Origin of the sequence: Kineococcus sp. GCM10028916, assembly GCF_042674865.1 — a bacterium.
Lineage (GTDB): Bacteria > Actinomycetota > Actinomycetes > Actinomycetales > Kineococcaceae > Kineococcus.
Genome location: NZ_JBHTFM010000006.1, coordinates 286,538 through 309,902 on the forward strand (window position 1 = coordinate 286,538; position 23,365 = coordinate 309,902).

The window sequence follows — 23,365 nt, forward strand, 5'->3', positions numbered from 1 at the left end:
CTCCCCCCTCGTGACCAGCTCCACGCCTGCCCGCGCTCCGCGTCCGACCGCCCTCGTCACGGGGGCGACCGCCGGTCTGGGGGCGGGGTTCGCGCACTCACTGGCCCGCCGTGGTCACGACCTGGTGATCGTCGCGCGCGACGAGACCCGGCTGGAGTCGACCGCGGCCGCGCTGCGGGCCGAGCACGGGGTCGACGTCGAGGTCATCGCCGCCGACCTGTCCGTGCGTGCGGACCTGCAGCGGGTGGCCGAGCGGGTCGCCAGCCCCGGGGCCCCCGTGGACGTCCTCGTGAACAACGCCGGCTTCGGGTTGAAGCAGCGGTTCTTCGACGGCGTGCCGGGCGACCACGAGCGCATGTTCGACGTGCTCTGCCGGGCGGTGATGGTCCTGTCCCGGGCGGCGACGGGGGCGATGGTGCCCCGCGGTCGCGGTCGGATCCTCAACGTCGGCTCCGTCGCCGGCCTGGTCCCCGGGGGTGGGCACTACTCCGCCGCCAAGGCGTACGTGATCGTGCTGACCGAGACCCTGGCGGGTGAGCTGAAGGGCAGCGGCGTCAGCGCGACGGTCGTGGAGCCGGGCTACGTGCGCACCGAGTTCCACGCCCGTTCGGGGATGCGTTCGGGTGGGGGGTCGGGCCTGACGAACCGGATCTGGCTGGACATCGACGACGTCGTCGACTCCGCGCTGGACGACCTCTTCGCCGGCCGCACGGTGAGCATCCCGACGCGTCGCTGGAAGCTCGTCTCGACGGCTCTCGACGTCGTCCCGCGTCGGCTCGTCAGCCGGGTCTGGAACGCCATGCCGTCCGGGGCGAAGCGCCGCCACCCCGGGCAGCACTGACTGCGGGTTTCTAGAACACGGAGGGTAGTCCGGTAGTAACGTAAATGGCATGAACGGTGCCTCCTCGGCGCGGTCCACCGAGGTGGCTCCGGTCGACGACGAGAGCGCGCGCCTCGCGGCGCTGCGCGAGTACGTGGACGTGGCGGCGGCGCCCCCGCACGAACTGCAAGCGGTCGTGCGGTTGGCCCGGAAGGTCACGGGGATGCCCAACGCCGTCGTGAACATCATCGACGACCAGCTCCAGCGGCAGTTGGCCACCGAGGGGTTCGACCGCGCGGACTGCGCCCGCGAGGACTCGATGTGCTACTACTCCCTCGGCTACGGCGGGCTCGTCCACGCCCCCGACGCCCGCCGCGACATCCGGTTCGCGGCCAACCCGTGGGTCGACGGTCGCCTCGGTCGGATCCGCAGCTACGCCGCCGCCCCGCTGCTCACCCCCGAGGGCCTGGCCCTGGGCACGCTCTGCGTCTTCGACGAGGTGTCCGCAGAACTGAGCGACCACCAGCGCGCCGACCTCGCCGACCTCGCGCAGCTCGTCGTGTCGATCTTCGACCGCGAGCGTCGGGCCCGCCAGACGGCCTCGCGCGAGGAGCAGCTGCTGCACGCCAACCAGGCCGCCGAGACGGCCCGGGCCATCCAGCTCGCCCTGCTGCCGCACCGGCTGCCGGAGACCGGGGCGGTGCGCCTGACCTCGCGCTACCTGCCCGGGACCGACGGGGCCGAGGTGGGCGGGGACTTCTTCGACGCGATCCCCACGGACCGTGCGTTCGTGCTGTCCATGGGCGACGTGCAGGGCCACAACGCGGCCGCCGCGGCGCTGATGGGCCGCGTCCGCACGGCCGTGCGGGCCTACGTCAGCGAAGGCCACGACCCCGCCGCCGTGCTCGAGCGGACGAACCGGTTGATGCAGAGCTTCGAGGGCGACCTGTTCGCGACGTGCTGCCTGGTGTCGCTGGACGAAGGCACCGGGGAGGTCGTCGTCGCCAGCGCCGGTCACCCCGTCCCGCTGCTCTTCGCTCCCGGTCCGGTCCGTGAGCTCGACGTCGAGCCGGGTCCGCCGCTGGGGGTCCTCCCCGACGCGACGTTCCCGCAGGCCCGCCACCGGCTCGCCGCCCGCAGCCGGTTGCTGCTCTACACCGACGGTCTCGTGGAGTGGCCGCGTGACGGCGACGCCGGCGAGGAGACCCTCGAACTCGCGCTGGCCGAGATGGCCGGGGCTCCCACGGAACTGCTCGCCGACCACGTCCTGGCCCCGGCGCGCCGCACCAGGAACGACGACGCCGCCCTGCTCGTCGTCGACTACGCCGGCCCGGCCCCGGGGACCCGGGAGACGAGCCTGGTGCTGCCCGCGGACGGCCGCGCCGTGCGCACCGCCCGCGACTACCTGCGGTCGACGCTGCAGGCGTGGGACCTCGTCGACCGGGCCGACGAGGCCGAGCTCGTGGTCTCGGAGCTGGTGACGAACGCGTTGCTGCACACCGGCTCCCCCGCCACCCTGACCCTGCGCCACGACCTGGCCGAGTCCCTGCTCTGCGTCGGCGTCGAGGACACCTCCACCCAGCACCCCCAACCCCGCGAGACCGCCGACGACGCGACGGGCGGGCGCGGGATGCTCATCGTCCAGATGGTCGCGGAGCGCTGGTGGGTGGCACCGCGCGGGGACGGCAAGACGGTCTGGGCCGACCTGCTGGTCGCCTAGCCGAGGATCGCCTCGGTCTCGGCGTGCAGGCGCTCGTGGTCGAAGGGCGCGAACCCGGACCTCCGCCGACCACGGTTCGTCGCGCACGACTGCGGTCAGCTCCCCCACGGGCAGGTGTCAGGACCGGGTGGCACAGTCCACGCCATGACGGACCAGACGCCCCGGCAGAGTCGTCAGTCGCAGGACCCTCGCCGCCCCCTCTCGGGCAGCTCCCGGGCCGCCGCGTCCCGTGCGCGCGACGCGGTCCCCCTCACCCCCGACGCGTCGATCGACGTGACGCTGGTCCTGCGCCGGCGGGCACCGCTGCCCGCGGAGGTCGTGAACACCGCGCGGGCCCTCTCCCGCGACGAACTCCGGGCCGGGTTCGGGGCGGACCCCGCCGACGTCGCGACGGTGCGCTCGATCGTCGAGGGCGCGGGGCTGCGCGTGGACGCCGTCGACGAGGCCGGGCGGCGGGTGTCGGTGAGCGGTCCGGTCACCGCCGTCACGGCCCTCTTCGACGTCGACCTGCGCGAGGTGGTCTCGCAAGGTCTTGCGGGAGAGGACGTCCGCCACCGGCAGCGGGAGGGTTCGGTCAGTCTGCCGGAGGGGCTGGACGGGATCGTGACCGCGGTGCTCGGCCTCGACGACCGGCCGCAGGCGCGGGCCCAGTTCCGCGTGGCCCGGGCCGAGGCCGTGACGAGCAGCTTCACCCCGCTCCGCCTGGCCGAGGTCTACGACTTCCCCACCGACTCCGACGGTTCGGGGACGGAGGTCGCGATCCTCGAGCTGGGCGGTGGGTTCCGCCCGGAGGACCTCGACACCTACTTCCGGGGCCTGGGCCTCGCGACCCCCGCGATCCGTGCCATCGGCGTCGACGGAGGGTCGAACTCCCCCGGCGCGGCCGCCGGCGCCGACGGCGAGGTCATGCTGGACATCGAGGTCGTCGGGGCGATGGCCCCCGGCGCCGGGCTGGCCGTCTACTTCGCCCCGAACACCGACCGCGGGTTCCTCGATGCCCTCTCCACGGCGGTGCACGCCGACCCCACCCCGGCCGCGGTCAGCATCAGCTGGGGCGGCCCCGAGGACTCCTGGACCGAGCAGGCCCGGGCCGCCTTCGACGACGCCCTCGCCGACGCGGCGGCCCTCGGGGTGACGGTGACGGCCGCCGCCGGCGACAACGGCAGCGGTGACGGGGTCGACGGCGCCCCGCACGCGGACTTCCCGGCCTCGAGCCCGCACGCGCTGGCCTGCGGGGGAACGAGTCTGCGCGTCGGCGCGGACGGCGCCGTCGAGCGCGAGATCGTGTGGAACGGCCGCGGCGCCACGGGCGGCGGGGTCAGCGCGGCCTTCGGACTCCCCGACTGGCAACGGGACGCCGGGGTGCCCGACCGGGTCGGCGGCGGGGCCGGGCGGGGGGTTCCCGACGTCGCAGCCGTGGCCGATCCCGAGACGGGCTACGAGGTCCTCGTCGACGGCCAGCGCCAGGTCATCGGCGGAACCAGCGCCGTGGCCCCGTTGTGGGCGGCGCTGGTCGCGCGGATCGTCCAGGCCCGCGGCTCGGGACTCGGTCTGCTGCAACCCCTCGTGTACGCGGGAGCCAGGGCCGGGAACAGCCCCGAGGGGTTCCGCGACATCACCGTCGGGGACAACGGCGACTACTCCGCCGGTCCCGGGTGGGACGCCTGCACCGAGCTCGGGGTACCCGTCGGGACGACGTTGGCCCGGCGCCTGACGAGCGCCTGAACGTGCGCAGGGCGAGGACGCGACCGGCTCGGGTCGTGTCCTCGCCCCGCGGACGTGGCTGAGTCCTCAGTCGACGATGGCCCCCGGGTTGAGGTTGCGGCCGGGGTCGACCCCCGTGAACAGCGCACCGATGATCTCGGCCCCCGCCGGCGACACGTCCTCGTTCACCCAGCGCTTGTGCTCACGCCCCACCGCGTGGTGGTGCGAGAGGGTTCCGCCGTTGTCCATGAAGGCCTGCTGGATGGCGCCCTTGACGGCGTCGTAGGCCTCCAGACCGTCGCGGTCCGTCGGCGGCTGGAAGGCGAACGTGAAGTACTGGCACGCCCCGGAGTGGTAGCTGTGGGAGAGGTGGCAGAACACGAAGCCGTTGATGCCGACCTCGGCGAAGGCCTTGTTCGCCGCCGCGACCACGTTGTCGTGCAACGTGTTCAGCGTCGTCCACGACGAGGAGGTCTCGGACACGTCGCCGTAGGCGCCGCGGTCGAGGATGAAGTCGCGGATGTAGGGGGTGTCGAACTTCTTCTGGTCGTAGAGGCTCCCCGGGCCCGAGCCGACCCCGAAGCCGCTGTGCTTCTTGACGATGTCGCCGACGAGGGACTTGTTGCGGCGCACCGACAGGGCCGACCCCTCGAACCCGATGAACGACAGGCACATCTGCTCGAGGTCGATGCCCTTGCGCTTGCTCGCGTAGAGCTGGACGCCCTTGTTGAGCAGCTGCCCCAGCGCACTGCCCTTCTTGGAGGTGGCCAGGGTGAACTGGGTCTCGTTCGCGTCCGAGACCCGGGTGATGCTGGGCGTCGCGTCGGAGGCGGCGATGTCGTGCATCGCCTTCAGACCGCTGGCGTAGTCGGGGAAGAAGTAGGCCTGGATGACCCGTTCCTCGGCGATCCGGTGCACCTGCACGGTCGCCTCGGTGATGATCCCGAGGCGACCCTCGCTGCCCAGGATCATCTCCCGCACCGACGGCCCGACGGACTGCACCGGCACCTCGGAGGTCGCGACGATCCCCTTGGGGGTCACGGCCCGCACGGCCCGGGTGATGTCCGCGATGTCGCCGAAGCGGTCGGACTGCATGCCGGAGGACCGGGTGGCGATCCAGCCGCCGAGGGTGGAGTGCTTGAAGCTGTCCGGGAAGTGCCCGATCGTCCAGCCGCGGGCGTTGAGCTGCGCCTCCAGGTCCGGGCCGAGGGCACCGGCCTGGATGCGCGCGGTCTGGGACGTCTCGTCGAGGGAGAGCACCGAGCGCATGCGGCCCATGTCCAGGGAGAGCACCGGACGCGTCTCCTCGCGCGGGGCCTCCAGCGAACCCACGATGTTGGATCCGCCCCCGAAGGGGATGAGGACGGCGTCGGCGTCCAGGGCGATCCGCAGGGCGGTCTCCACCTCGGCCTCGGTGCCGGGGTAGAGGATCAGGTCGGGCACGCGGCCGAAGTCCCCGCGACGGATGCGGACGAGGTCGCGCATGGACTTGCCGTAGCAGTGGACGACGCGGTCCAGGTCGTCGTCGTGGACGTGCTCGGCACCGAGCGCCTCGACGAAGGCGTCGCGCAGCTCCTGCGGGGCACGGGATCCGGGGACGTCCAGCTCGGACAGCTCCGGGACCTGCGCGGGCGGAGCGTTGAAGTCGATGCCGGAGACGCGCTTCACGAACGGCGCCAGGTTCGGCTTGTCCTCGTGGTGGAAGGCCACGCCCTCCTGGCCCCAACCCCACCACTTCATGTGCTCGACCACGACGACTCTCCCCAACTGTCCACACGGCACCTCGGTCGCGGGCGAGCCTACGCGCCACCTCCGACACGCGTGGCCAGGAACCGCAGCGCCAGCTCGTAGCCCTGCGTGCCGAGTCCCGCGATCACACCGGTCGCGATCGGCGTGATGTGGGAGTGGCGCCGGAAGTCCTCCCGCGCGTGCACGTTGGAGATGTGCAGCTCCACCAGTCCGGCCGACAGCTCCGCGCAGGCGTCGCGCAGGGCCACCGAGGTGTGGGTCCACGCGGCCGGGTTCAGCACGACCGGGAGGCGGGCGTCGGCGGCGTCGTGGATCCAGGCGAGCATCTCGTGCTCGGCGTCGGTCTGGCGCAGTTCGACCTCCACCCCGAGCTCGGCGGCCAGGCGCTGCAGCCGGGCGTCGACGTCGGCCAGGGTCGTCGTCCCGTAGACCTCCGGCTGGCGCTTGCCGAGCCGGCCGAGGTTGGGACCGTTGAGCACGAGGATCTTCACCCGGTGGACGGTAGCGACCCGTGTCGGAGCCGGGTGCCACGCTCGGCGGGTGAACGTGCAGACCGCCGGACCGTTCCGGTGCTTCGGTGACGGTGATCCCCTCTACTCCGCCTACCACGACGAGGAGTGGGGTCGTCCCGTCCACGGTGACCGGGAGCTCTACGAACGGATCAGCCTCGAGGCGTTCCAGTCCGGGCTCAGCTGGATCACCGTCCTGCGTCGCCGCGACACCTTCCGGGCGGCCTTCGCCGGGTTCGACCCCGAGGTGGTCGCGGCCTACGGCGAGGACGACGTCGCCCGGCTCCTGGCCGACCCGGGGATCATCCGCAACCGGCTCAAGGTCGAGGCCACGATCGCCAACGCCCGGACGCTGCTCGCGCTCGCCGAGCGGGGCCGGAGCCTCTCCGACCTCGTGTGGTCCTCCGCCCCGCGACCGCGTCCGGAGGCTCCGCGCAGCCCCAGTGACGTCCCGGCCCTCACCGCGGAGTCGAGCGCCCTGTCGAAGGCGCTGAAGGCGGAGGGTTTCCGCTTCGTGGGCCCCACGACGGCCTACGCCACGATGCAGGCCTGTGGCATCGTGAACGACCACCTGGCGCAGTGCCCGGCCCGGAACGAGATCGAGGCGGATCGACGATGAGCAGCACGACCCCCTGCCTGTGGTTCGACCACGACGGCCTCGCAGCCGCACAGCTCTACGTCTCGCTCTTCCCGGGCTCGGCCATCACGTCGACGTCGCCCGGTGGTCCCGACGGGGCGCCGCTGACGGTGTCCTTCGACCTGGACGGCCGGCCCTACACGATCATCAACGGCGGACCGCTCTACCCTCAGTCGGAGGCGTTCTCGATCCAGGTCGCCTGCGCCGACCAGGCGGAGGTCGACCGCTACTGGGACGGGCTGGTCGCCGACGGCGGTACGGAGGGCCGGTGCGGCTGGCTGAAGGACCCCTGGGGAGTCTCCTGGCAGATCGTCCCGAACCGGCTGTACGAGCTGCTCGGCGACCCCGACCGCGCACGGGCCGGGCGGGCCACGAACGCCATGATGGGCATGAAGCGCCTCGTCGTCGCCGAGCTGGAAGCAGCGGCCGACGCACCCGCGTGAACGTTCCCGCCCGCGCGGGTGGAAGACTGAGCACCGAAGCGGGAACCTGTCCCGGCGAGTCCAAGAACAGAAGGTGTTCACATGGTCGATCGACAGCGAGTCGTCATCGTCGGGGGTGGCTTCACCGGCCTGTACGCCGGCAAGAAGCTCGAGAAGCTCCTTCCGGCCTCCACGGCGGAGCTGGTGATCGTCAGCCCGACTGACCACCTCAGCTACGCGCCGCTGCTGCCGGACGTGACCGCGTCCGTCATCGAACCGCGTCACGTCGCGGTGTCCCTGCGCCAGGTCCTCCCCCGTCACAAGCTGGTCATCGGCCACGCCACGTCGGTGGACCCCGAGGCCAAGACGGTCACCATCTCCCGGTCCGAGCGCGGCGTCGTCACCGACGACACCCAGGTGCTGTCCTACGACAAGCTGCTGCTCGCCCCCGGTTCGGTGACCCGCCGGTTCCCGATCCCCGGCGTCTCCGAGAGCGCCCGCGGGGTCAAGACGATCAGCGAGGCCGCGTTCGTGCGCGACCACCTGCTCTCCCAGCTCGACGCGGCCGACTCGCTGCCCGACGACCCCCGCTTCGACGCCGAGCGCGCCGAGCGCATGACCGTCGTCGCCGTCGGTGCCGGCTACACCGGGACCGAGATCGTCGCCCAGACCCACCGCTGGCTCTCCCGCGTCGCCGACCGCTGGTCGAGCATCGACGTGCGCGACGTGCGCTGGCTGCTCATCGACGTCGCCCCCGCCGTGCTGCCCGAGCTCGGGCCGCGTCTGGGCCAGTACGCGCTGTCCGCCCTCAAGGGCCGTGGCATCGACGTGCGCCTCGGGGTCTCCGTGGCCTCCGTCGAGGGCAACGTCATCAACCTCACCGACGGGACCCCGATCCCCTCGCGCACCCTCATCTGGGGCGCGGGCATCATGGCCAGCCCCCTCATGGGCACCATGGGTCTCCCGCTGGACCGCGGTCGCCTCATCGTCGACGCCAAGATGAAGGTCGCCGGCGCCGAGGACGTCTGGGCCGCCGGCGACGCCGCCGCCGTCCCCGACCTCGCCAAGCCGAAGCCGGCCGACGGCCCGCAGCCGATCACCCCGCCCACCGCGCAGCACGCGCAGCGCCAGGGCACCGCGGTCGGCAAGAACATCGCCGCCAGCTTCGGCATCGGCCAGGCCGCCGACTACGTCCACAAGGACCTCGGCCTGGTGGCCGACCTCGGCGGCGGCACCGCCGTCGCCAAGCCGCTGGGCATCGAGATGACCGGCCTGCCGGCCAAGATCGTCGCCCGCGGGTACCACCTGTACGCCCTCCCCGCGATGAGCAACCGGATCCGCGTGCTCACCGACTGGGCGCTGCACCTCGTCCTGCCGCCGCAGGCCGTGGCGCTGAACCAGACCCGTCCGGAGGACGCGCTCATCACCCCGGCGCAGAACACGGACATCTACCCCAAGGCCGCCGAGAAGCCCAAGGTCGGCTGACACTGCTGTCGTGATCAGCGAGGAGGCGGTGGCGCACGTCGCCGCCTCCCTGCGGATCAGCACGAACCGGGCCCGTCGGCTGGCGCACACCGCGCTGCCGGCGGGTTTCGTGCGTTCGGTGTCGCGGACCTCCGAGGCCCTGCTCGTCGAGGGCCCGACCGACGTGGCGGTGTTCTCCGCTCTGGTGGACGTCCCGGTGCTCGCCGTCGGCGGGAAGAACGTCCTGCCGTTGGCCGTGGCCGTGGCCCGCGCCCACGGGTGCGAACCACGCGTCGTGCTCGACGCCGACGCCCACCACCACCGGGCCCACCGCGGCAGCGAACGGTTGCTCGACCTGCTCTCCGGGACCGTCGTCCACGTGCTCCCCGTCGACCTCGAAGCGGCGCTGCGCGACTGGCCCTCCTTCCTGGCCGCCCTGCACCGCACCGGGTCGGGACTGGGAGCGAAGGACCCGGCGGCCTACGCCGCCGCCGTCGGCGAGGCCCGACGCGATGACCTGCCACCGGCGCTCGTCCTAGTCTGAGTGCCATGGCCTGCCACCTGAGCGAACTCGTGCTGGAGTGCCACGACCCGGCGAAGCTGTCGGAGTTCTGGTGCGCCGTCCTCGGCTACGTCGAACTCGACGTCGACGACGGTGCCATCGAGATCGGCCCCGCGAGCGGTTTCGGGGGGCCGGCCCCGACGATCGTCCTGTCCCCCACGACCGAGCCGCGGACCGCGAAGTCGCGCCTGCACTTCGACGTGAACGCCACCGATCGCGACCAGGCCGAGGAACTGCAGCGCCTGCTCGCGCTCGGTGCCCGCCCCGCTGACGTCGGCCAGGACGGCACCGAGGGCTGGCACGTCCTGCAGGACCCCGAGGGCAACGAGTTCTGCCTGCTGCGGACGCGGTTGGACGGCGTCGGGTGAGCAGGTCCGACGGCTGCGCTGAGCCCTACCCCCGCAACCGGTCCGCCAACCCCGTCGCCCGCGCCAGCGGACGACTGACCGCGGCGGCGACGGCGTCGGCGGACCCCACCACCCGGACCCGGACCTTCGCACGGGTCAGAGCGGTGTAGAACATCTCCCGCGTCGCCAGCGGGGAACGCGCCGGGGCGGCCAGCACGGTGACGGTGTCGAACTGCGAGCCCTGGCTGCGGTGGACGGTCATGGCGTGGACGGGTTCGACGGCCGCGAGCCGGGCGAGCGGGACGATCAGCGGTCCCTCGCCGCGGGCGATCGCGGCGACGAGGGTCTCCTCGCGTTCCAGGACCACCCCGGTGTCGCCGTTGTAGACGCCGACGCCCGCGTCGTTGGCGGTGACGATGACGGGGAGGCCGACGTAGCGACCGTCGGTGCGGGGTTGCACCCCGAGTTCCTCGACCGCCCAGCGCTGGGCGAGCCAGCTCCAGTGCGAGACCCCACGGGTTCCCCGCCGGTGGGCGCAGAGCATCCGGTGGGTGTCCAGGGCGATCAGCGCGGCCCGGGCGTCGCCCGCCCGAGCGGCCTCCACGACGGCGCGGGAGCGCAGGAGCACGTCGGCGCGGATCGTCTCCAGCGCGGCCCCGGAGACGAGTTCCTCGTCGGGGACCTCGAGGAACTCCACGTCCGGTCCCCCGGCCCGCAGCAGGTCGACGACCTCGTCGGTGGCCCCGGCCCGGACGGCCGCGGCGACGTTCGCGATCCCGCCGCGGTCGGCGAAGCGGTGGGTCCGGGTCAGCATCGCGACCCCGTGCGGGGCGCTGCCGGACCCCGCGGGGGCGACGAGGTCGGCGAGGACGGCGCCGACCTCGACGGAGGCGAGCTGCTGCGGGTCGCCCACGAGCACCAGCCGGGCTCCGGGCCGCAGCGCCGCCAGGAGTCGCGCCATGACCCCCAGCCCGACCATCGACGCCTCGTCGACGATGACCACGTCGTGCGGCAACCGGTGCTCGGCGTCGAAGCGGGCCCGCACCGAACCGGGGCGGATCCCCAGCAGCCGGTGCAGGGTCGAGGCGCTGGATCCCTGCAGGAACTCCCGCTCGGCGGCGGTGAACACCTCGGTGCCGCCCGCCTGCACGACGGCTTCGGTCAGGCGGGCAGCGGCCTTGCCCGTGGGCGCGGCCAGCGCGACCCGCGGGGTTCCCGGCGAGAGCGCGTGGACGGCGGCCAGCAACCGGGCGACGGTCGTCGTCTTGCCCGTCCCCGGCCCCCCGCCGAGCACGGAGACCCCGTGCGAGAGGCACAGCGCCGCCGCGACCCGCTGGTCGTCGCCCGGGTCCCCCGGCCACAACCGGTCGAGCACCTCGACGACCAGCGCCGGGTCGTAGTGGGCGACGGCGGTGCTGCGGTCGCGCAGGTCGCGGGCGACGGTGAGTTCCTGGCGCCAGTACCGGTCCAGCCAGATCCCGTCCCCGACCAGGTGCAGCGGTGCGGTCGTGTCCTCGTCGGCACCGGCGGCGTGCTCGACGGTCAACGCGCTGCGCCGCACCGCCTCCAGCCACGCCTGCGGTTCGGGCCACTGGACGGGGACCGCGGCGATGGCACCGGAGTCGTCGACGTCCTCGGGGACGACGGTCTCCGGGGCCGTCCGCAGGTGCAGGACGACGGAACCGTGCCGGACGGCGCGGACGGCGAGGGCGACGGCGAGCAGGACCCGTTCGTCCTCCTCCCCCGTCACCGCCCCGAGCCGGCGCGCGACGTGGACGTCGGCGGCGCGCAGGAGCCCGAGGTCGTTGAACTCCCGCAGCAGGCCGGTGGCGCTGCGGGCGAGCGTGACCGAGCGGTCCGGTTCCCCGTCGGTCGCGGCGGGGCTGGTCACGCGTGCCTCCCGGCGAGCAGTTCGGACAGGGCGACGACGAGCTCGGCCGGTGGCCGCCACGACCAGACGCCGGGCGGCACGCCGTCCGGCCCCACGGGGACGTCCGCCCCGCACATCCCGCGCAGGAACAGGTACAGGACCCCACCGAGGTGGACGGCCGGGTCGTACCCCGGCTGGCGCCAGCGCAGGAAGCGGTGCAGCGCGACGCAGTACAGCAGGGCCTGCAGCGGGTAGTGCGCGGCGAGGACGGCCTCGTCGAGGGCCTCGCGCCGGTAGTGCCAGGCGGTCAGGACCTCCCCCGGCCCGGCGAGGCGGTTCGTCTTGTAGTCGACGACGAGGAACCGGCCGTCGGCGCGCAGGACGGCGTCGATGGACCCGGTGAGGTAGCCGCGCAACCCCTCGGCCGCGAGGACGGGGTCCTCCAGCAGGTCCGCGTAGCGGTGCACGGGGTCACCGACCGGCAGGTGGCGGCGCAACAACCCGGCGACGTCACCGAGGCGGGAACCCCCACCGGTGGACTCGTCGCCCCCGGCCAACGGGAGTTCGAAGTCGAGTTCGGCGAGACGGTCCGCCACGCCGAAACCGTCCAGGGCGCGACCCCCGGCCAGCGGTCCCATCCCCGTGCGCAGCACCGGGTCGAGGGCGAGGGCCAACGGTTCCGCCAGGTGCGGTGCGAACTGCTCGCGGGCCAGCGCCGCGAGGTGCGCCGGGCGGTCCGGGGAGGAGGGGTCGAAACCCTCCAGCACCGAGTGGACCAGGGTCCCGAACCCCGTCCCCGCCGGGAGGTCGGCCATGGGCGATCCGATCTCCTTCCAGCCCAGCGGGTCACCGGCGTCGACCGGTTCGGCGGACTCGGCGTCGACCTCGTCGGTGGTGGCCCCGACCTCGGGTTCGGAGAGCACCGACCGCCCGCTGCCGTGGTCGTCGTGCACGCCCCGGGTCAGGCCGGAGTACGACGTGCGCCGCCAGCCGAGGTCGACGTCCCCCCGGAACGTGGCGACCGAGAGGTCGGTGTGCGCCGTCGTCGTGCTCGCCAGCCGCGTCAGCGACCCGCGGGCGGGCACGTCCTCGACGGCCACCCCGGAACCGGGCGGGAAGAGCACGCCGAGCCGGTCGCGCAGCACCGGGTCGGTGGGCAGCGACACCTTCTCGGGCACGTCGAGGACGTCGTCGGCCACCAGCAACCGGTGCAGCGCACCGCGCTGGGTGTTCGTGCTGGGCGCCCACCACACGAGGAGGCGGGAGATCGCCCGGGTCACCGCGACGTAGAACAACCGCAGTTCCTCGCCGAGGTCCTCGGTGTCGGCGGCCCGGCAGGCCGCGTCGTAGCCGGGTGCGGAGGCGCCGCCCACGTGCAGGGCGCGCGGCCCGTCGGGGGCGTGCGCGACGGGGAGCCGGTCCTTGGAACCACCCCCGGTGGAGTCCCACCCGAAGGGCACGCAGACGACCTCGAACTCCAGGCCCTTGCTGGTGTGGACGGTCGCGATCTGGACCGAGGCGCGGTCGGTGTCCAACCGCCGCGACCTCTCCTGGTCGACGTCGCCCGCGGCCTCGTCGACGCGACCGCGCAGCCACGACAGCAGGCTCGACACCCCACCGCCGGGGTTCAGCGCGGACTCGGCGTGCAGGACCTCGGCGATGTGGCGCAGGTCGGTGAGGCGGCGTTCGCCGCCCTCGATCCCGAGGAGCCGACCGGCCAGCTGGTACTGCTCGCCGAGGACGGCGAACATCCCCGACACCCCGCGCTCGGCGAGCACGCCACCCCAGGCGCGCAGGTCGACGGACAACCGGTCCGTCGCGCGGTCCCCCTGCTCGACGAGCTCGGCGGCGCCGAGACCGACGAAGGCGGACAGGGCGACGCGCCGCACCCGCAGCGCGCGGTGCGGCTGCTCGACGGCCTCGAGGAGCGAGACCCACTCCCGGGCGGCAGGGGTGGCGAAGACGCTGGGACCGCGGGAGAGCACGCACGGCACGTTGCGCCGCCGCAGTTCCTCCTGGACCAGCACCGCCTGCGCCCCGGTCCGGACGAGGACGGCGACGTCGCCGGCCGCCAGGGGTCGCGGCGCACCGCCCGTGCGCGCCCGGACCTCGAGCCCCTCCGAGAGCACCGCGACGACCTGTTCCGCGACGTCGCGGGCCACGACCTTCCGCACGTCGGCGACGGCGGGGACCCCCGTCCGGGCCGTGGTGGGCAGTCCGTCGCGCGCCACGACGCGCAACCGGACGGGGGCGGGATCGTCGGTGCCGTCCGCACCGACGAGCGCCGCCGCCGCCCACCGCGGACTCACCGGTCGCACGACGATCCGCCCGTCGCCGAGGGCGGCACCCCGCAGCAGCGCCGCCGTCCCCCGCAGCACGGCGGGGTCGCTGCGGAAGTTCGTCCCCAGCGTCGCCGTCCGTCCCGCGACGCCGGCGGCCTCGAGGTAGCTGCGGACGTCGGCGCCGCGGAAGGCGTAGATCGCCTGCTTCGGGTCGCCGATGAGCACCAGCGGGCAGTACCCGTGGAACGCGGTCCGGAGGATGTCCCACTGCACCTGGTCGGTGTCCTGGAACTCGTCGACCAGGACGACGGAGTACCTGCGCCGCAACCGCTCGCAGGCGACGGGACCGGCGACGTCGGCGGTCAGCGCGTCCCTCAACCGGGTCAGCAGGTCGTCGAAGCCCATGACGCGGCGCGAGCGCTTGCGCTGCGCGACCTCACGGCGCACCCCTTCGGCGAAGCGGACCCGGAGGTTCTCGGGTGTCTCGGGGACGGTGCCCCGGGGTTCGATCCGCGCGTCGGGACGGTGCACGGCCTCGCGGGCGATCCGCAGGGCGACGGCGCGCGGGAACGGCGGCGGGGTGGCTCCCGGCCGCACGGCGAAGCGGACGTAGAGGTCGTCGCAGACCTCCTCGACGAGGTCGTCGACGTCCTCGACCAGCGTCGCCGTCGGGTCGACGTCGGCGGCGGTCCCCAGGCTGGTGAGGACCTGGCGGCAGAACTCGTGCAACGTCGCGACCGTGGCCGAGTCGAAACCCGCGAGGGCCGCGCTCAACCGGGCCCGGCGTTGCGCGACGTCGGCGGTGGCGAGCTGGGCGATGACGGCGTCCTCGGAGCGCAGCGCCGCGGCGGGGTCGGCGAGGGCGTCGCGGGCGGCGACGAGCCGTTCGCGGACGCGTTCGCGCAGTTCCGCCGTGGCGGCCCGGCCGAAGGTGACGACGAGGAGCTCGTCGACGGCGGCGACCCCCTCGGCGACGTAGCGGGTCACCAACCCGGCGATCGTGTAGGTCTTGCCCGTGCCGGCACTGGCCTCCAGGACGGTGGTCCCGCTCGGCAGCGGGCCGGTGAGTGCGAACTCCTCGACGGGCATCAGCGTTCGTCCATCCGGTAGGCACCCAGCAGCGGTTCCCAGACCCGTTGCGCCGCAGCGGCGAAGGTCTGCGGACTGCCCGGCGGTGCGCCGGGTGGCGGGGTCCAGTCGAGCAGGACGTCGACGGGCGCACCCTCCCCCCACACGGTGACGTTCTCCTCCTGCTTGTCCTCCTTGTCGAAGGCGTGCTCCGACACCCAGCTCCGGGAGGCGTCGCGGCGGCACACCTCGTCGGGACGCCGGTTCCAGGCGGACTGGGCCCAGGCGAAGGTGGTGTCCACGGGCAGCGGCAGCGGGAACCGCAGACCGTGCGAGCGCAGTTCCAGCAGGTCGACGAGCAGGTCGCGGGCCACCTGCGCCGGGACCGGGCCGAGGGTCAGCAGGCCGACGCTGCCGCCGCCGCCGCGGCCGACGACGACGCTGCGGAACTCCGTGCCGGGGTCGGCCGCGGAGAGGGCGAGCAGCTCGAGCCAGGCGCGCAGCGTCTGCTTGGCCCGGACGCGGGAGAAGGTGGTGGTGACGGCGACGTCACCGGTGGCGCGGCCCCCGGCGCGCACCGGCCTGACCCCGCGGACGTTGCCGGTGAGCCGGACCTCCCCGACGCCGGGGACGGTGAGGTCGAGTTCGACGTCGACGCTGCGGGGGTGGCCGGTGTCGAACTCCGCGGCCACCCCGGCGATCTGGTCCACCACCGGCCCGACGTCGCGCAGGACGGCCGTCCCGAGCGGGCCGGGCGGGAGGTCCCCCCGCGCGGACTCCAACCGGATGATCTCCCCCGGGTCGGTGCCGCGGAGCCGGGCCGCGAGCGCCCGGTCGCCGACGGCCCACTTCTGCAGGGCGTCGAGCTCGACGGGCAGCGCGTCGGCGGGTTCCTCCTCCCGGGTCGCGGAAGCGACCTCGAGGCGTTGGCGCAGGAACCCGCGGGCGGGGTGCTGGAAGAACTGCACGAGCTGGTCGAGGTCGAGGTCGGCCGGCGGGGCGGGCGGCAGGCCGACGGGCAGGAACTCCGGGGGCGCGACGGGCTCCCGGTGGCCCGTCGCCGCTCCGCCGAAGGCGGTGCGGTCGTAGCTGAACGCGCCGGGGCGACCCAGGGCGTGGGCGGTGAAGTTGCGGGGGTCGGTCGGCTGCAGCGGGTGCTGGACGACGATGCGCTGCTTGACGCCGGGGGCCGCCGCCTCGAGGGTGTCGAGGAGCTCACCGACGGGGACGGCCGGGGGCAGCTTCGCGCCGGTGCGGACGTCCTTGCCGGAGTAGGTGAGCACGAGGGTGTCGCGCGCGGAGCAGATCGCGTCGAGCAGGACCTGGCGGTCCTCGCTGCGCGGGTCGCGGTCACCGAGGTGGGGATCGCGGGAGAGGACGTCGTCGGCGTCGGGGAAGGTGACCCGGGGGAAGGCGCCGTCGTCCATGCCCAGCAGGCAGACCACGCGGTGCGGGACGGAGCGCATCGGGGTGAGGGTGCAGACGGTCAGCGCTCCGGTGCGGAAGTTCGCGCGCTGCGGGCGGCCGGCGAAGCGTTCGGCGACGAGCGCGGCGACGTCGGCGAGCCCGACGGTGGCCGTCCCGGCCCGCGCGGCGTCGGCCGCGACGACCCCGAGCTCACGGCGTAGCTGCGTGACCTGCCAGGTGGTGTCCGCGGTGGTGTCGGCGAGGTCGAGGACCCCGTCGAGCAGCGCTTCGCACCAGGCGGCGACGCTGCGGCGACCGGACAGGCGGGTCACGGCCCCGTCGAGGCGGTCGACGAGCTCGGCGAAGCGTCCGGCGAGGTCGATCCGGCTGGACTCGACGTCGGCGAGCGGGACGACGGCGGCGTCGAGGGGCCCGACGAGGTCCTCCTCGTGGGCACCGCCGACGGCGACCCCGACGAGGAGGCGGTCGAGCCCGGCCCGCCAGGACCCCTGGGCGAGGTTGCCCAGCGCCCACGCGCTGCGGTGCCGGGCGCTGAGGCCCCAGTGCACGCCCGCGTCGACGGTCCACTCGCGGATCTGCTCCAGCGCCTCGTCGTCGAGGTCGAAGCGTTCGCGGACGGCGGCGGAGCCGGCGAGGTCGAGGACGTCGGTGGCGGTGAGCCTGCTCTGGGCGAGCACCAGCAGGCGGGCGGCGAGGCCGAGCAGCGGGTTGGTCTGCAGCGCGGAGCGGTCGGCCACCGAGACCCGCAGGCCCCCGCCGGGGTGGGAGTCGGTGGAGAAGACCGCGGACACCAGCGGTGCGTAGGTCTCGACGTCGGGGCACATGACGAGGACGTCGCGCGGCTGCAGGGTGGGGTCGGCGTCGAGGAGGCCCAGGACGACCTCACGCAGGACCTCGACCTGACGGGCGCGGCCGTGGCAGGAGTGGACCTGGACCGAGGTGTCGCCCGGACCCGGATCCGGCCGCGGGAGCGGGACCTCGTCGTGGGCGAGGGCGTCCTGCAGCCGTCCGAGCAGGGTGTCGCGCGGGGGCGGCGCGGGGTGGTGGACGTCCCCGTGGCCGGGGGCGGCCTGACGCAGACGCGCCTGCAGTTCGCGCACGTCGCGCGACATCGACTGCAGGAGCGGGTGGGTGACAAGGTCGTCGGCGTCCGGTCCCCGTCGGACCCCGGTCGGGCCCCGACGGGCGATCGCGTCCCACACCGCGGGGCTCGGGTGCTGGAGGAACAGGTGGACCTCGCGGTGCTCGGCGAGCGCGGAGAGCACCTGGAGCCGGCTCGCGGCGAGGCGCGTCACGACGAAGACCCCGAACCGCGACCCGACGCCGGTCAGGGACGGGTCGGCCCGCAGCGCCGTGCAGACGTCGTCGAGCAGTTCGGCGGGGGCGGGCAGGCCGACGTGCTCCCGCACGGCGCGGAACACCTCCGGCTGCCAGGCCAGGTCGGCGGGCACTCCCCCGTCGCCTCCCGCGGCCCAGTCGCGCAGCAGCTCCGGCCGGGCCCCGCCGTAGCGGGCGAAGAGGTCGGCGAGGCGCGAGGCCGCGGCCGTGCGCCGCACGCGGGGCGTGTCCTCGCCCGGTGCGGTCCCGAGGTGGTGGCGCAGGACGGCGAACCCGGGGCGGTCGTCGGGGGTCGGGCCCTCGAGCGGGGCGATGTCCTCGAGGACCTCGAGGACGTTCCAGGTGAGGGCCTCGGGCGCCCAGCGCTCGACGGCGTCGGCCACCTCCGGGCGGATCCGGGCCACGACGTCGGCCAGGACGCCGTCGAGCAGGGCGGCCGGGGAGGAGAAGTCGACGCGGGCGCAGATCCCGTCGTCCCCGCCCGCCCCGGCGCCGAGGTGGTGGGAGAGGCGTTGCGCGATCCAGCGTTCCGTCCCGCGCGCGCCGACGGCCAGCACGTCGGGGGCGAAGGGGTCCGCCCCGGGGGCCGGGTGGCGCAGGACGTCGGCGAGGCCGGCGACGAGGGCCGTGGCGCTTTCGGAACGGTGGACGTGGAGCACGCCCCCTGTCTATCCGATGGGAACGACACGGCGGCACACGCGTGGTCTGCTGAGGGCGTGCTGCTGTCGCTGCTGGACCGTTCGCGGACCCGGACCGGCCGCTCCGACGCCGACGCGCTGCAGGCGACGCTGCGCCGGGCCCGGCGGGCCGAGCAGCTCGGCCTGCACCGGTTCTGGGTGGCCGAGCACCACGCCGTCCCCGGAGTGGTGGGTTCCGCGCCCACGGTGCTGATGGCCTCCGTCGCGGCGGTGACGTCGCGGATCCGGGTCGGGACGGCCGGGGTGATGCTGCCCAACCACACCCCCTTCGTGGTCGCCGAGCAGATCGCGACCCTGGCGGCGCTGCACCCGGGGCGCATCGACGTCGGGGTCGGGCGGTCGGTGGGCTTCACGGCGCCCGTGCGCCGGGCGCTGGGGGTGAGCAGCGCGGACGGTTTCGAGGACCGCCTCGCGGAGCTGCTCGACTGGTTGCACGGGCGGGGTCCGGTGACCCTGCGTCCGCTGGTCCCGCCCCCGCCGGTGTGGTTGCTCGCGACGGGCGGTGGGCTGGAGATCGCCGCCCGGGCCGGGTTGCCGGTGGTCGTGGCGGGGCCGGTGCTCACCGATCCCGAGCCGCTGCACCGCTACCGGGCCACCTCCCCGCCGGGGCGGGCCAGGGTGACGCTCTCCGTGGACGTGCTCGTCGCCGACTCCGTGGCGGCGGCCCGGCGCGAGCTGCTGCCGCAGGCGGTGGCCCTGGCCCGCACCCGCAGTCGCGGGGAGTTCGGCGCCCTGCCCAGCCCCGAGGAGGCCGCCGCCGCGCAGCTCAGCGCCCGGGAACGCGCCGACGTCGAGCGGAACCTCGCGTCGACGGTGCACGGCGACGAGGCCGAGGTCCTCGACCGCCTGCAGGACCTCGTGCAGCGGACCGGCGCGGTCGAGCTGATGACGAGCACGACGGTGCACGACGAAGCGGCCGAGGCCGAGGCCGACACCCGCCTCGCCCGTCTGCTCGCCCGCCTCAGAACTGGCGGTTGAGGCTGCGCCGGCGGACACGACGCTCGATGCGGTCGAACTCGCGGCGCAGCGGCTGCGAGCAGAACTCCCCAAGCGTGACCCCGGCGGCGAGCGCCAGCGCCGTCCCCAGGGCGGTCACGAGCTGGGCGAGTCCGGCCGACGTCCCTCCGCCCACGATCGCGAAGATCGCCCGGTAGATCGCGAGACCGGGCAGCAGCGGCACGATCCCGCAGATCGACACCACCAGGCCGGGGACGTTCCAGCGCCAGGCGGTGCCCTCGGCCATGAACCCCACGAGCAGCGCGGCGACCCCGGCGGCGGCCACCGGTCCCATGCCGAGCAGCACGCAGGCACCCGAGGTGCCTGTCGCGGTGGCCCCCGCCAGGGCGGCCAGCCCGACGGCCCGGCCGTCGGCGTAGCCGGAGACGGCCCACGCCACGGCGGCGCAGGTGCCGGCGACCACCTGCACGAGGAACGGGGTCGACGTGGCGGCCGAGAAGCTGAGGCTGAGCGAGATGCCGGCGCGCTGGCCGAGGTCGAGGACGCCGGCGATGCCGAGGACCAGGCCCGTCGTGAGCAGCACCGTCTCGAAGGCCCGGGCGCCCGCGGTGACGTAGAACCCGGAAATCGCGTCCTCGGCGGAGCCGACGAGGGACAGCCCGGCGAGGAGCACGACGATCCCCGACCCGACGACGAGGGAGGGTGGCAGCTGGCCGATCCAGTCGGGCAGGTAGGGCTGCCACTCGAGCAGGGCGAGGGCGAACCCGGTGGCGATCCCGGCCCCCGCGACCTGCTGGAAGAACGCGGGCAGCCCGCGCCGGTTCAGGGCGGCGAGGACGAGCTGCAGGACGGTGGTGACGAGGCCGGCACCGACGGCGACGGCCCAGCTCCCCCCGAGCAGCACCGCGACGGAGACGGCGAGCCCGATCGCTCCCGCCCCCGACATCCAGGGTCGGTAGGGGCGGCGTTGGGTCAGCAGCCGTTTGAGCCGGGTGTCGACCTCGTCGGGGGCCAGGCCGTCGGCGGCGGCGTGGGCGAGGTCGTAGAGCGCCGAGAGCCGCGAGTAGTCGTTGGCGCGGACCTTCACGACGCGGACGGCCGTCAGCGGCTGCCGGTCGTCACCGGCCGTGGAGACGATGACCGCGGTGAAGGTGATGTCGACCTGGGTGTGCTGCAGGCCGGCGCCGTCGGCGGCGCGCAGGGTCAGGGCGGTGACGTCGGCGGCGGAGGCCCCTGCGGAGAGCAGGGCCTCGGCCATCCGCGCCATGGCGTCGAGGACCTCGAGGGCCTCGGACCGGGTCAGTCCACCCTCGACGAGCGGCTCGGGGTCGGGCAGGGACTCACCCGCGATGAGGTCCGCCAACCGGGCACGCAGGTGTCGCACGGTTCGCAGCGCAGGCACGCGCCGACGCTATCGAACCCCCGGCCCCGGCGGCCTCAGCAGGAGATCAGCAGGAGAGGGCGAGCTCCCCCGCGACGGCCGGGGTCACCAGTCCGCAGCCGACCTGGGCGGTGCCGAGGTCGACGACCTGCCAGGTGCCGTCGACCTGCTGGAGGACGACGGTGGCGGGGTCGAGGACGTCGGCTCCGGCCGCGGTGGGGGTGAGCTGCGCGGCGGCCCACGTGGGGTCGCTGTCGGCGAGGCGGACGTCGGTGACGGAGTAGTCGGAGGCGGACACCCCGGCCACGGCGGGACTGGTGGTGACGGCGGTGCTGATCTCGGCCGGAGCGCTGGTGGTGTCCGCGCTGGCCGACCCGGTCGTCATCGCGGCGATCGTGACGGCGAGGGCCGGCGCGGCGAGGAGCAGTGCGGTGGTGCGGCGGGCCATGGTCGAACCTCCTGGTCGATCGACCGCACGGTCGTGCGGTCGAGGGTGGGACGCACCGCACCCTCGACCCGTTGCACGATCCGTCGTCCGATCACCTGGAGGTGGTGTGGAGGTCGTGTGCTCACCCCAGGGGGTGGACGACCCCGGCGGCTCCGCCTCCGCGGCGCACGGGTTCCGCGACGGCCTGCACGCTGCCGTCGGCACGGAACTCCAGCGCGACCGCGGCGCCGATCTCCTCGGTGGGGGTGAACACGTGGCCCATCGCGGCCAGCGCCTGACCCCGCGGGGAGTCGACGTAGGCCGGCTCGGCGGAGGTGGCGGCACCGTTCTGCTCCGAGACCCGCGGGTTCGCGACGGCCGTGGGCAGGTCGACCCCCCGGTCGAGGCGGTCGACGAGGATCCCGAGCGTGGTCCCGATGATGGTCGCCCCACCCGGGGAACCGGCGGCGAGGAAGGGACGGCCGTCCTTCAGCACGATCGTCGGCGCCATCGAGGACCGCGGTCGCTTGCCCGGGCCGGGCAGGTTCGGGTCGGGTCGGTCCGCCACCGCCGGGGCGGCGGAGAAGTCGGTGAGTTCGTTGTTCAGCAGGAACCCGCGCCCGGGCACGACGATCCCGGAACCTCCGGTCTGTTCGATGGTCAACGTGTAGGACACGACGTTCCCGGCGGCGTCCGCGGTGACGAGGTGGGTCGTGGACGTCCCCTCGTAGGGTTCGGGGGTTCCCGTCCCAGCGGTGGTGCACCCCTCTGCGGGCGCGACCGGCCGGGGCAGCACCGAGCCCGGGTCGACGAGACAGGCCCGCTGCGCCGCGAACTCCGGGGACAGCAGCATCGACTGCGGCACGTCCTGCACGTCGGGGTCACCGACGTAGCGGTTGCGGTCGGCGAACGCGAGCGCCGCGGCCTCGAGCTTGCGGTGCTCGGACTGGACGGGGTCGGAGGTCGCTCCGCGCTGGGCGTCGACGGCGTCGAGCACGTTCAGCGCTTCGCCGACGGTGGTGCCACCGGAACTCGGGGCGGGCGTGCCGTAGACGTCGACCGGTCCGCCGGCGCCGGGCGCCTGGTGCACGACGTGGGTCGGGACCCGTTGCCGCGCCTGGTAGGAGGTCAGGTCGTCGAGGGTCATCCCGCCGCGCAGGACCTCGCGCGTGACGCCGTCGGCGAGGGGCGGCGCGGCGACGGTGTCGACGACGGCGCGGCCGAGCTCGCCGCCGTAGAACGCCCCGGAACCCTGGTCGGCGAGCAGTTGGTAGGTGCGGGCCAGGTCAGGGTTGGTGAACACGTCACCGACCTGGGGGGCGTTGCCGTCGGCGAGGAACAACTGCGCGGTGGAGGTGAAGTCGCGGAACCGTTGCGCGTTCTCGACGGTCTGGTCGTGGAACTCCTGGTCGACGACGAAACCCCGTTCGGCCAGCGACCGCGGCCCGGACAGGACGTCGGCGAGGCTCATCGTGCCCTGGTCGGCCAACGCCCGCTCCCAGGTGGCGGGAGTTCCCGGGACGCCGACCGACAGGGTGGAGTTCACGAGGTCGGCGAAGGGCAGGGGTTTCCCGTCGGCCCCGAGGAACGCGTCCTGCGTCATCGCGGCGGGAGCGGTCTCGCGGCCGTCGAGGGTGTGGACGGTCCCGGTGCGCGCGTCGTAGCTGACCAGGAAGCCCCCACCCCCGACGCCCGCCGAGTACGGTTCGGTGACCCCGAGCGCGGCAGCCGTGGCGATCGCCGCGTCCACCGCGTTCCCGCCCCGTCGCAGGACGTCGAGGCCGATGGCCGTCGCGTCCGGGTCGACGCTCGCGACGGCGCCCCCGAACCCGGTGGCCAGCGGTTCCCGGGGCGGGGAGCCGGCGTGCGCCGGGCTCACGAACCCGAACGTCAGGACGGCGGAGAACACCACGGCAGCACCAGCGCGACGTCGCATGCCGCGCACCCTCTCAGCAACCCCACAGCCGCGCCACCGGAACCGG

At 74.3% G+C, this 23,365-nt stretch carries 17 protein-coding genes; 9 read left to right on the forward strand and 8 right to left on the reverse strand.

The annotated features are described in order from the left end of the window. The first annotated feature begins 10 nt into the window (after positions 1–10). The 3 genes from ACFQ46_RS08525 to ACFQ46_RS08535 all read left to right on the forward strand — a co-directional run bounded on the left by ACFQ46_RS08525 (position 11) and on the right by ACFQ46_RS08535 (position 4,265). Complete coding sequence (locus ACFQ46_RS08525) at positions 11–841, forward strand: SDR family NAD(P)-dependent oxidoreductase (protein WP_380259065.1); 831 nt, start codon at positions 11–13, stop codon at positions 839–841. 49 nt (positions 842–890) lie between these two features. Next, positions 891–2,540, forward strand: coding sequence for a SpoIIE family protein phosphatase (locus ACFQ46_RS08530; protein WP_380259067.1), 1,650 nt, complete (start codon positions 891–893; stop codon positions 2,538–2,540). Positions 2,541–2,684: 144 nt separating this feature from the next. Beyond that, positions 2,685–4,265 carry a protease pro-enzyme activation domain-containing protein gene (locus tag ACFQ46_RS08535; protein ID WP_380259068.1) on the forward strand — a complete coding sequence of 527 codons (1,581 nt, stop codon included), beginning with the start codon at positions 2,685–2,687 and terminating at the stop codon, positions 4,263–4,265. Positions 4,266–4,331: 66 nt separating this feature from the next. On the opposite strand, the gene ACFQ46_RS08540 is transcribed toward ACFQ46_RS08535, so the two are convergent. Both ACFQ46_RS08540 and aroQ read right to left on the reverse strand, forming a co-directional pair. Further along, complete coding sequence (locus ACFQ46_RS08540; RefSeq protein WP_380259069.1) at positions 4,332–5,996, reverse strand: FAD-binding oxidoreductase; 1,665 nt, start codon at positions 5,994–5,996, stop codon at positions 4,332–4,334. 47 nt (positions 5,997–6,043) lie between these two features. Beyond that, on the reverse strand, positions 6,044–6,484 hold the full coding sequence (gene aroQ, locus ACFQ46_RS08545; RefSeq protein WP_380161246.1) for a type II 3-dehydroquinate dehydratase: 441 nt from the start codon (positions 6,482–6,484) through the stop codon (positions 6,044–6,046). A gap of 49 nt (positions 6,485–6,533) precedes the next feature. Between aroQ and ACFQ46_RS08550 the strand changes: the two genes are divergently transcribed. The 5 genes from ACFQ46_RS08550 (at position 6,534) to ACFQ46_RS08570 (ending at position 9,955) form a co-directional block, all read left to right on the forward strand. Further along, positions 6,534–7,121 (forward strand): DNA-3-methyladenine glycosylase I, encoded by a 588-nt coding sequence (locus ACFQ46_RS08550; RefSeq protein WP_380259070.1) that lies wholly within the window; start codon positions 6,534–6,536, stop codon positions 7,119–7,121. After that, on the forward strand, positions 7,118–7,582 hold the full coding sequence (locus tag ACFQ46_RS08555; protein WP_380259071.1) for a VOC family protein: 465 nt from the start codon (positions 7,118–7,120) through the stop codon (positions 7,580–7,582). Before ACFQ46_RS08550 ends, ACFQ46_RS08555 begins: the two co-directional genes overlap by 4 nt. A gap of 81 nt (positions 7,583–7,663) precedes the next feature. Then, the gene (locus ACFQ46_RS08560; RefSeq protein WP_380161243.1) at positions 7,664–9,046 is read left to right on the forward strand and encodes an NAD(P)/FAD-dependent oxidoreductase; all 1,383 of its coding nucleotides are present in this window, start codon (positions 7,664–7,666) and stop codon (positions 9,044–9,046) included. Positions 9,047–9,056: 10 nt separating this feature from the next. After that, entirely contained in the window at positions 9,057–9,569 is a 513-nt protein-coding gene (locus ACFQ46_RS08565) for a hypothetical protein (RefSeq protein ID WP_380259072.1), read from the forward strand. Positions 9,570–9,574: 5 nt separating this feature from the next. After that, a complete protein-coding gene (locus ACFQ46_RS08570; protein WP_380259073.1) occupies positions 9,575–9,955 on the forward strand; it encodes a VOC family protein in 381 nt (126 codons plus the stop codon). 25 nt (positions 9,956–9,980) lie between these two features. On the opposite strand, the gene recD is transcribed toward ACFQ46_RS08570, so the two are convergent. Genes recD through recC form a run of 3 tightly spaced genes read right to left on the reverse strand, consistent with a single transcriptional unit; the run spans position 9,981 to position 18,579 of the window. After that, on the reverse strand, positions 9,981–11,825 hold the full coding sequence (recD, locus tag ACFQ46_RS08575) for an exodeoxyribonuclease V subunit alpha (protein WP_380259074.1): 1,845 nt from the start codon (positions 11,823–11,825) through the stop codon (positions 9,981–9,983). Continuing rightward, positions 11,822–15,175, reverse strand: a complete 3,354-nt coding sequence (locus tag ACFQ46_RS08580) for a UvrD-helicase domain-containing protein (protein WP_380259075.1) — start codon at positions 15,173–15,175, stop codon at positions 11,822–11,824. The genes recD and ACFQ46_RS08580 overlap by 4 nt, the downstream gene beginning before the upstream one ends. Then, positions 15,175–18,579 (reverse strand): exodeoxyribonuclease V subunit gamma, encoded by a 3,405-nt coding sequence (gene recC / locus ACFQ46_RS08585; protein ID WP_380259076.1) that lies wholly within the window; start codon positions 18,577–18,579, stop codon positions 15,175–15,177. The genes ACFQ46_RS08580 and recC overlap by 1 nt, the downstream gene beginning before the upstream one ends. Before the next feature lie 57 nt (positions 18,580–18,636). Here recC and ACFQ46_RS08590 point away from each other — a divergent pair, with 57 nt between their 5' ends. Next, on the forward strand, positions 18,637–19,596 hold the full coding sequence (locus ACFQ46_RS08590; protein ID WP_380259077.1) for an MsnO8 family LLM class oxidoreductase: 960 nt from the start codon (positions 18,637–18,639) through the stop codon (positions 19,594–19,596). Here ACFQ46_RS08590 and ACFQ46_RS08595 read toward each other — a convergent pair. From ACFQ46_RS08595 to ggt, 3 genes are all read right to left on the reverse strand, one after another. After that, positions 19,580–20,977, reverse strand: coding sequence for a threonine/serine exporter ThrE family protein (locus tag ACFQ46_RS08595; RefSeq protein ID WP_380259078.1), 1,398 nt, complete (start codon positions 20,975–20,977; stop codon positions 19,580–19,582). The genes ACFQ46_RS08590 and ACFQ46_RS08595 overlap by 17 nt on opposite strands. 46 nt (positions 20,978–21,023) lie before the next feature. Then, the gene (locus ACFQ46_RS08600) at positions 21,024–21,404 is read right to left on the reverse strand and encodes a hypothetical protein (protein ID WP_380259079.1); all 381 of its coding nucleotides are present in this window, start codon (positions 21,402–21,404) and stop codon (positions 21,024–21,026) included. 121 nt (positions 21,405–21,525) lie between these two features. Continuing rightward, on the reverse strand, positions 21,526–23,319 hold the full coding sequence (gene ggt, locus ACFQ46_RS08605) for a gamma-glutamyltransferase (RefSeq protein ID WP_380259080.1): 1,794 nt from the start codon (positions 23,317–23,319) through the stop codon (positions 21,526–21,528). Positions 23,320–23,365: the final 46 nt, after the last annotated feature.

What these genes read in the sequence shown, in the direction of transcription:
- ACFQ46_RS08530 (WP_380259067.1), top strand. Translation starts at nt 891, where the DNA reads ATGAACGGTGCCTCCTCGGCGCGGTCCACCGAGGTGGCTCCGGTCGAC.
- ACFQ46_RS08535 (WP_380259068.1), top strand. Translation starts at nt 2,685, where the DNA reads ATGACGGACCAGACGCCCCGGCAGAGTCGTCAGTCGCAGGACCCTCGC.
- ACFQ46_RS08555 (WP_380259071.1), top strand. Translation starts at nt 7,118, where the DNA reads ATGAGCAGCACGACCCCCTGCCTGTGGTTCGACCACGACGGCCTCGCA.
- ACFQ46_RS08560 (WP_380161243.1), top strand. Translation starts at nt 7,664, where the DNA reads ATGGTCGATCGACAGCGAGTCGTCATCGTCGGGGGTGGCTTCACCGGC.
- ACFQ46_RS08570 (WP_380259073.1), top strand. Translation starts at nt 9,575, where the DNA reads ATGGCCTGCCACCTGAGCGAACTCGTGCTGGAGTGCCACGACCCGGCG.
- ACFQ46_RS08580 (WP_380259075.1), bottom strand. Translation starts at nt 15,175, where the DNA reads ATGCCCGTCGAGGAGTTCGCACTCACCGGCCCGCTGCCGAGCGGGACC.
- ACFQ46_RS08600 (WP_380259079.1), bottom strand. Translation starts at nt 21,404, where the DNA reads ATGGCCCGCCGCACCACCGCACTGCTCCTCGCCGCGCCGGCCCTCGCC.
- ggt (WP_380259080.1), bottom strand. Translation starts at nt 23,319, where the DNA reads ATGCGACGTCGCGCTGGTGCTGCCGTGGTGTTCTCCGCCGTCCTGACG.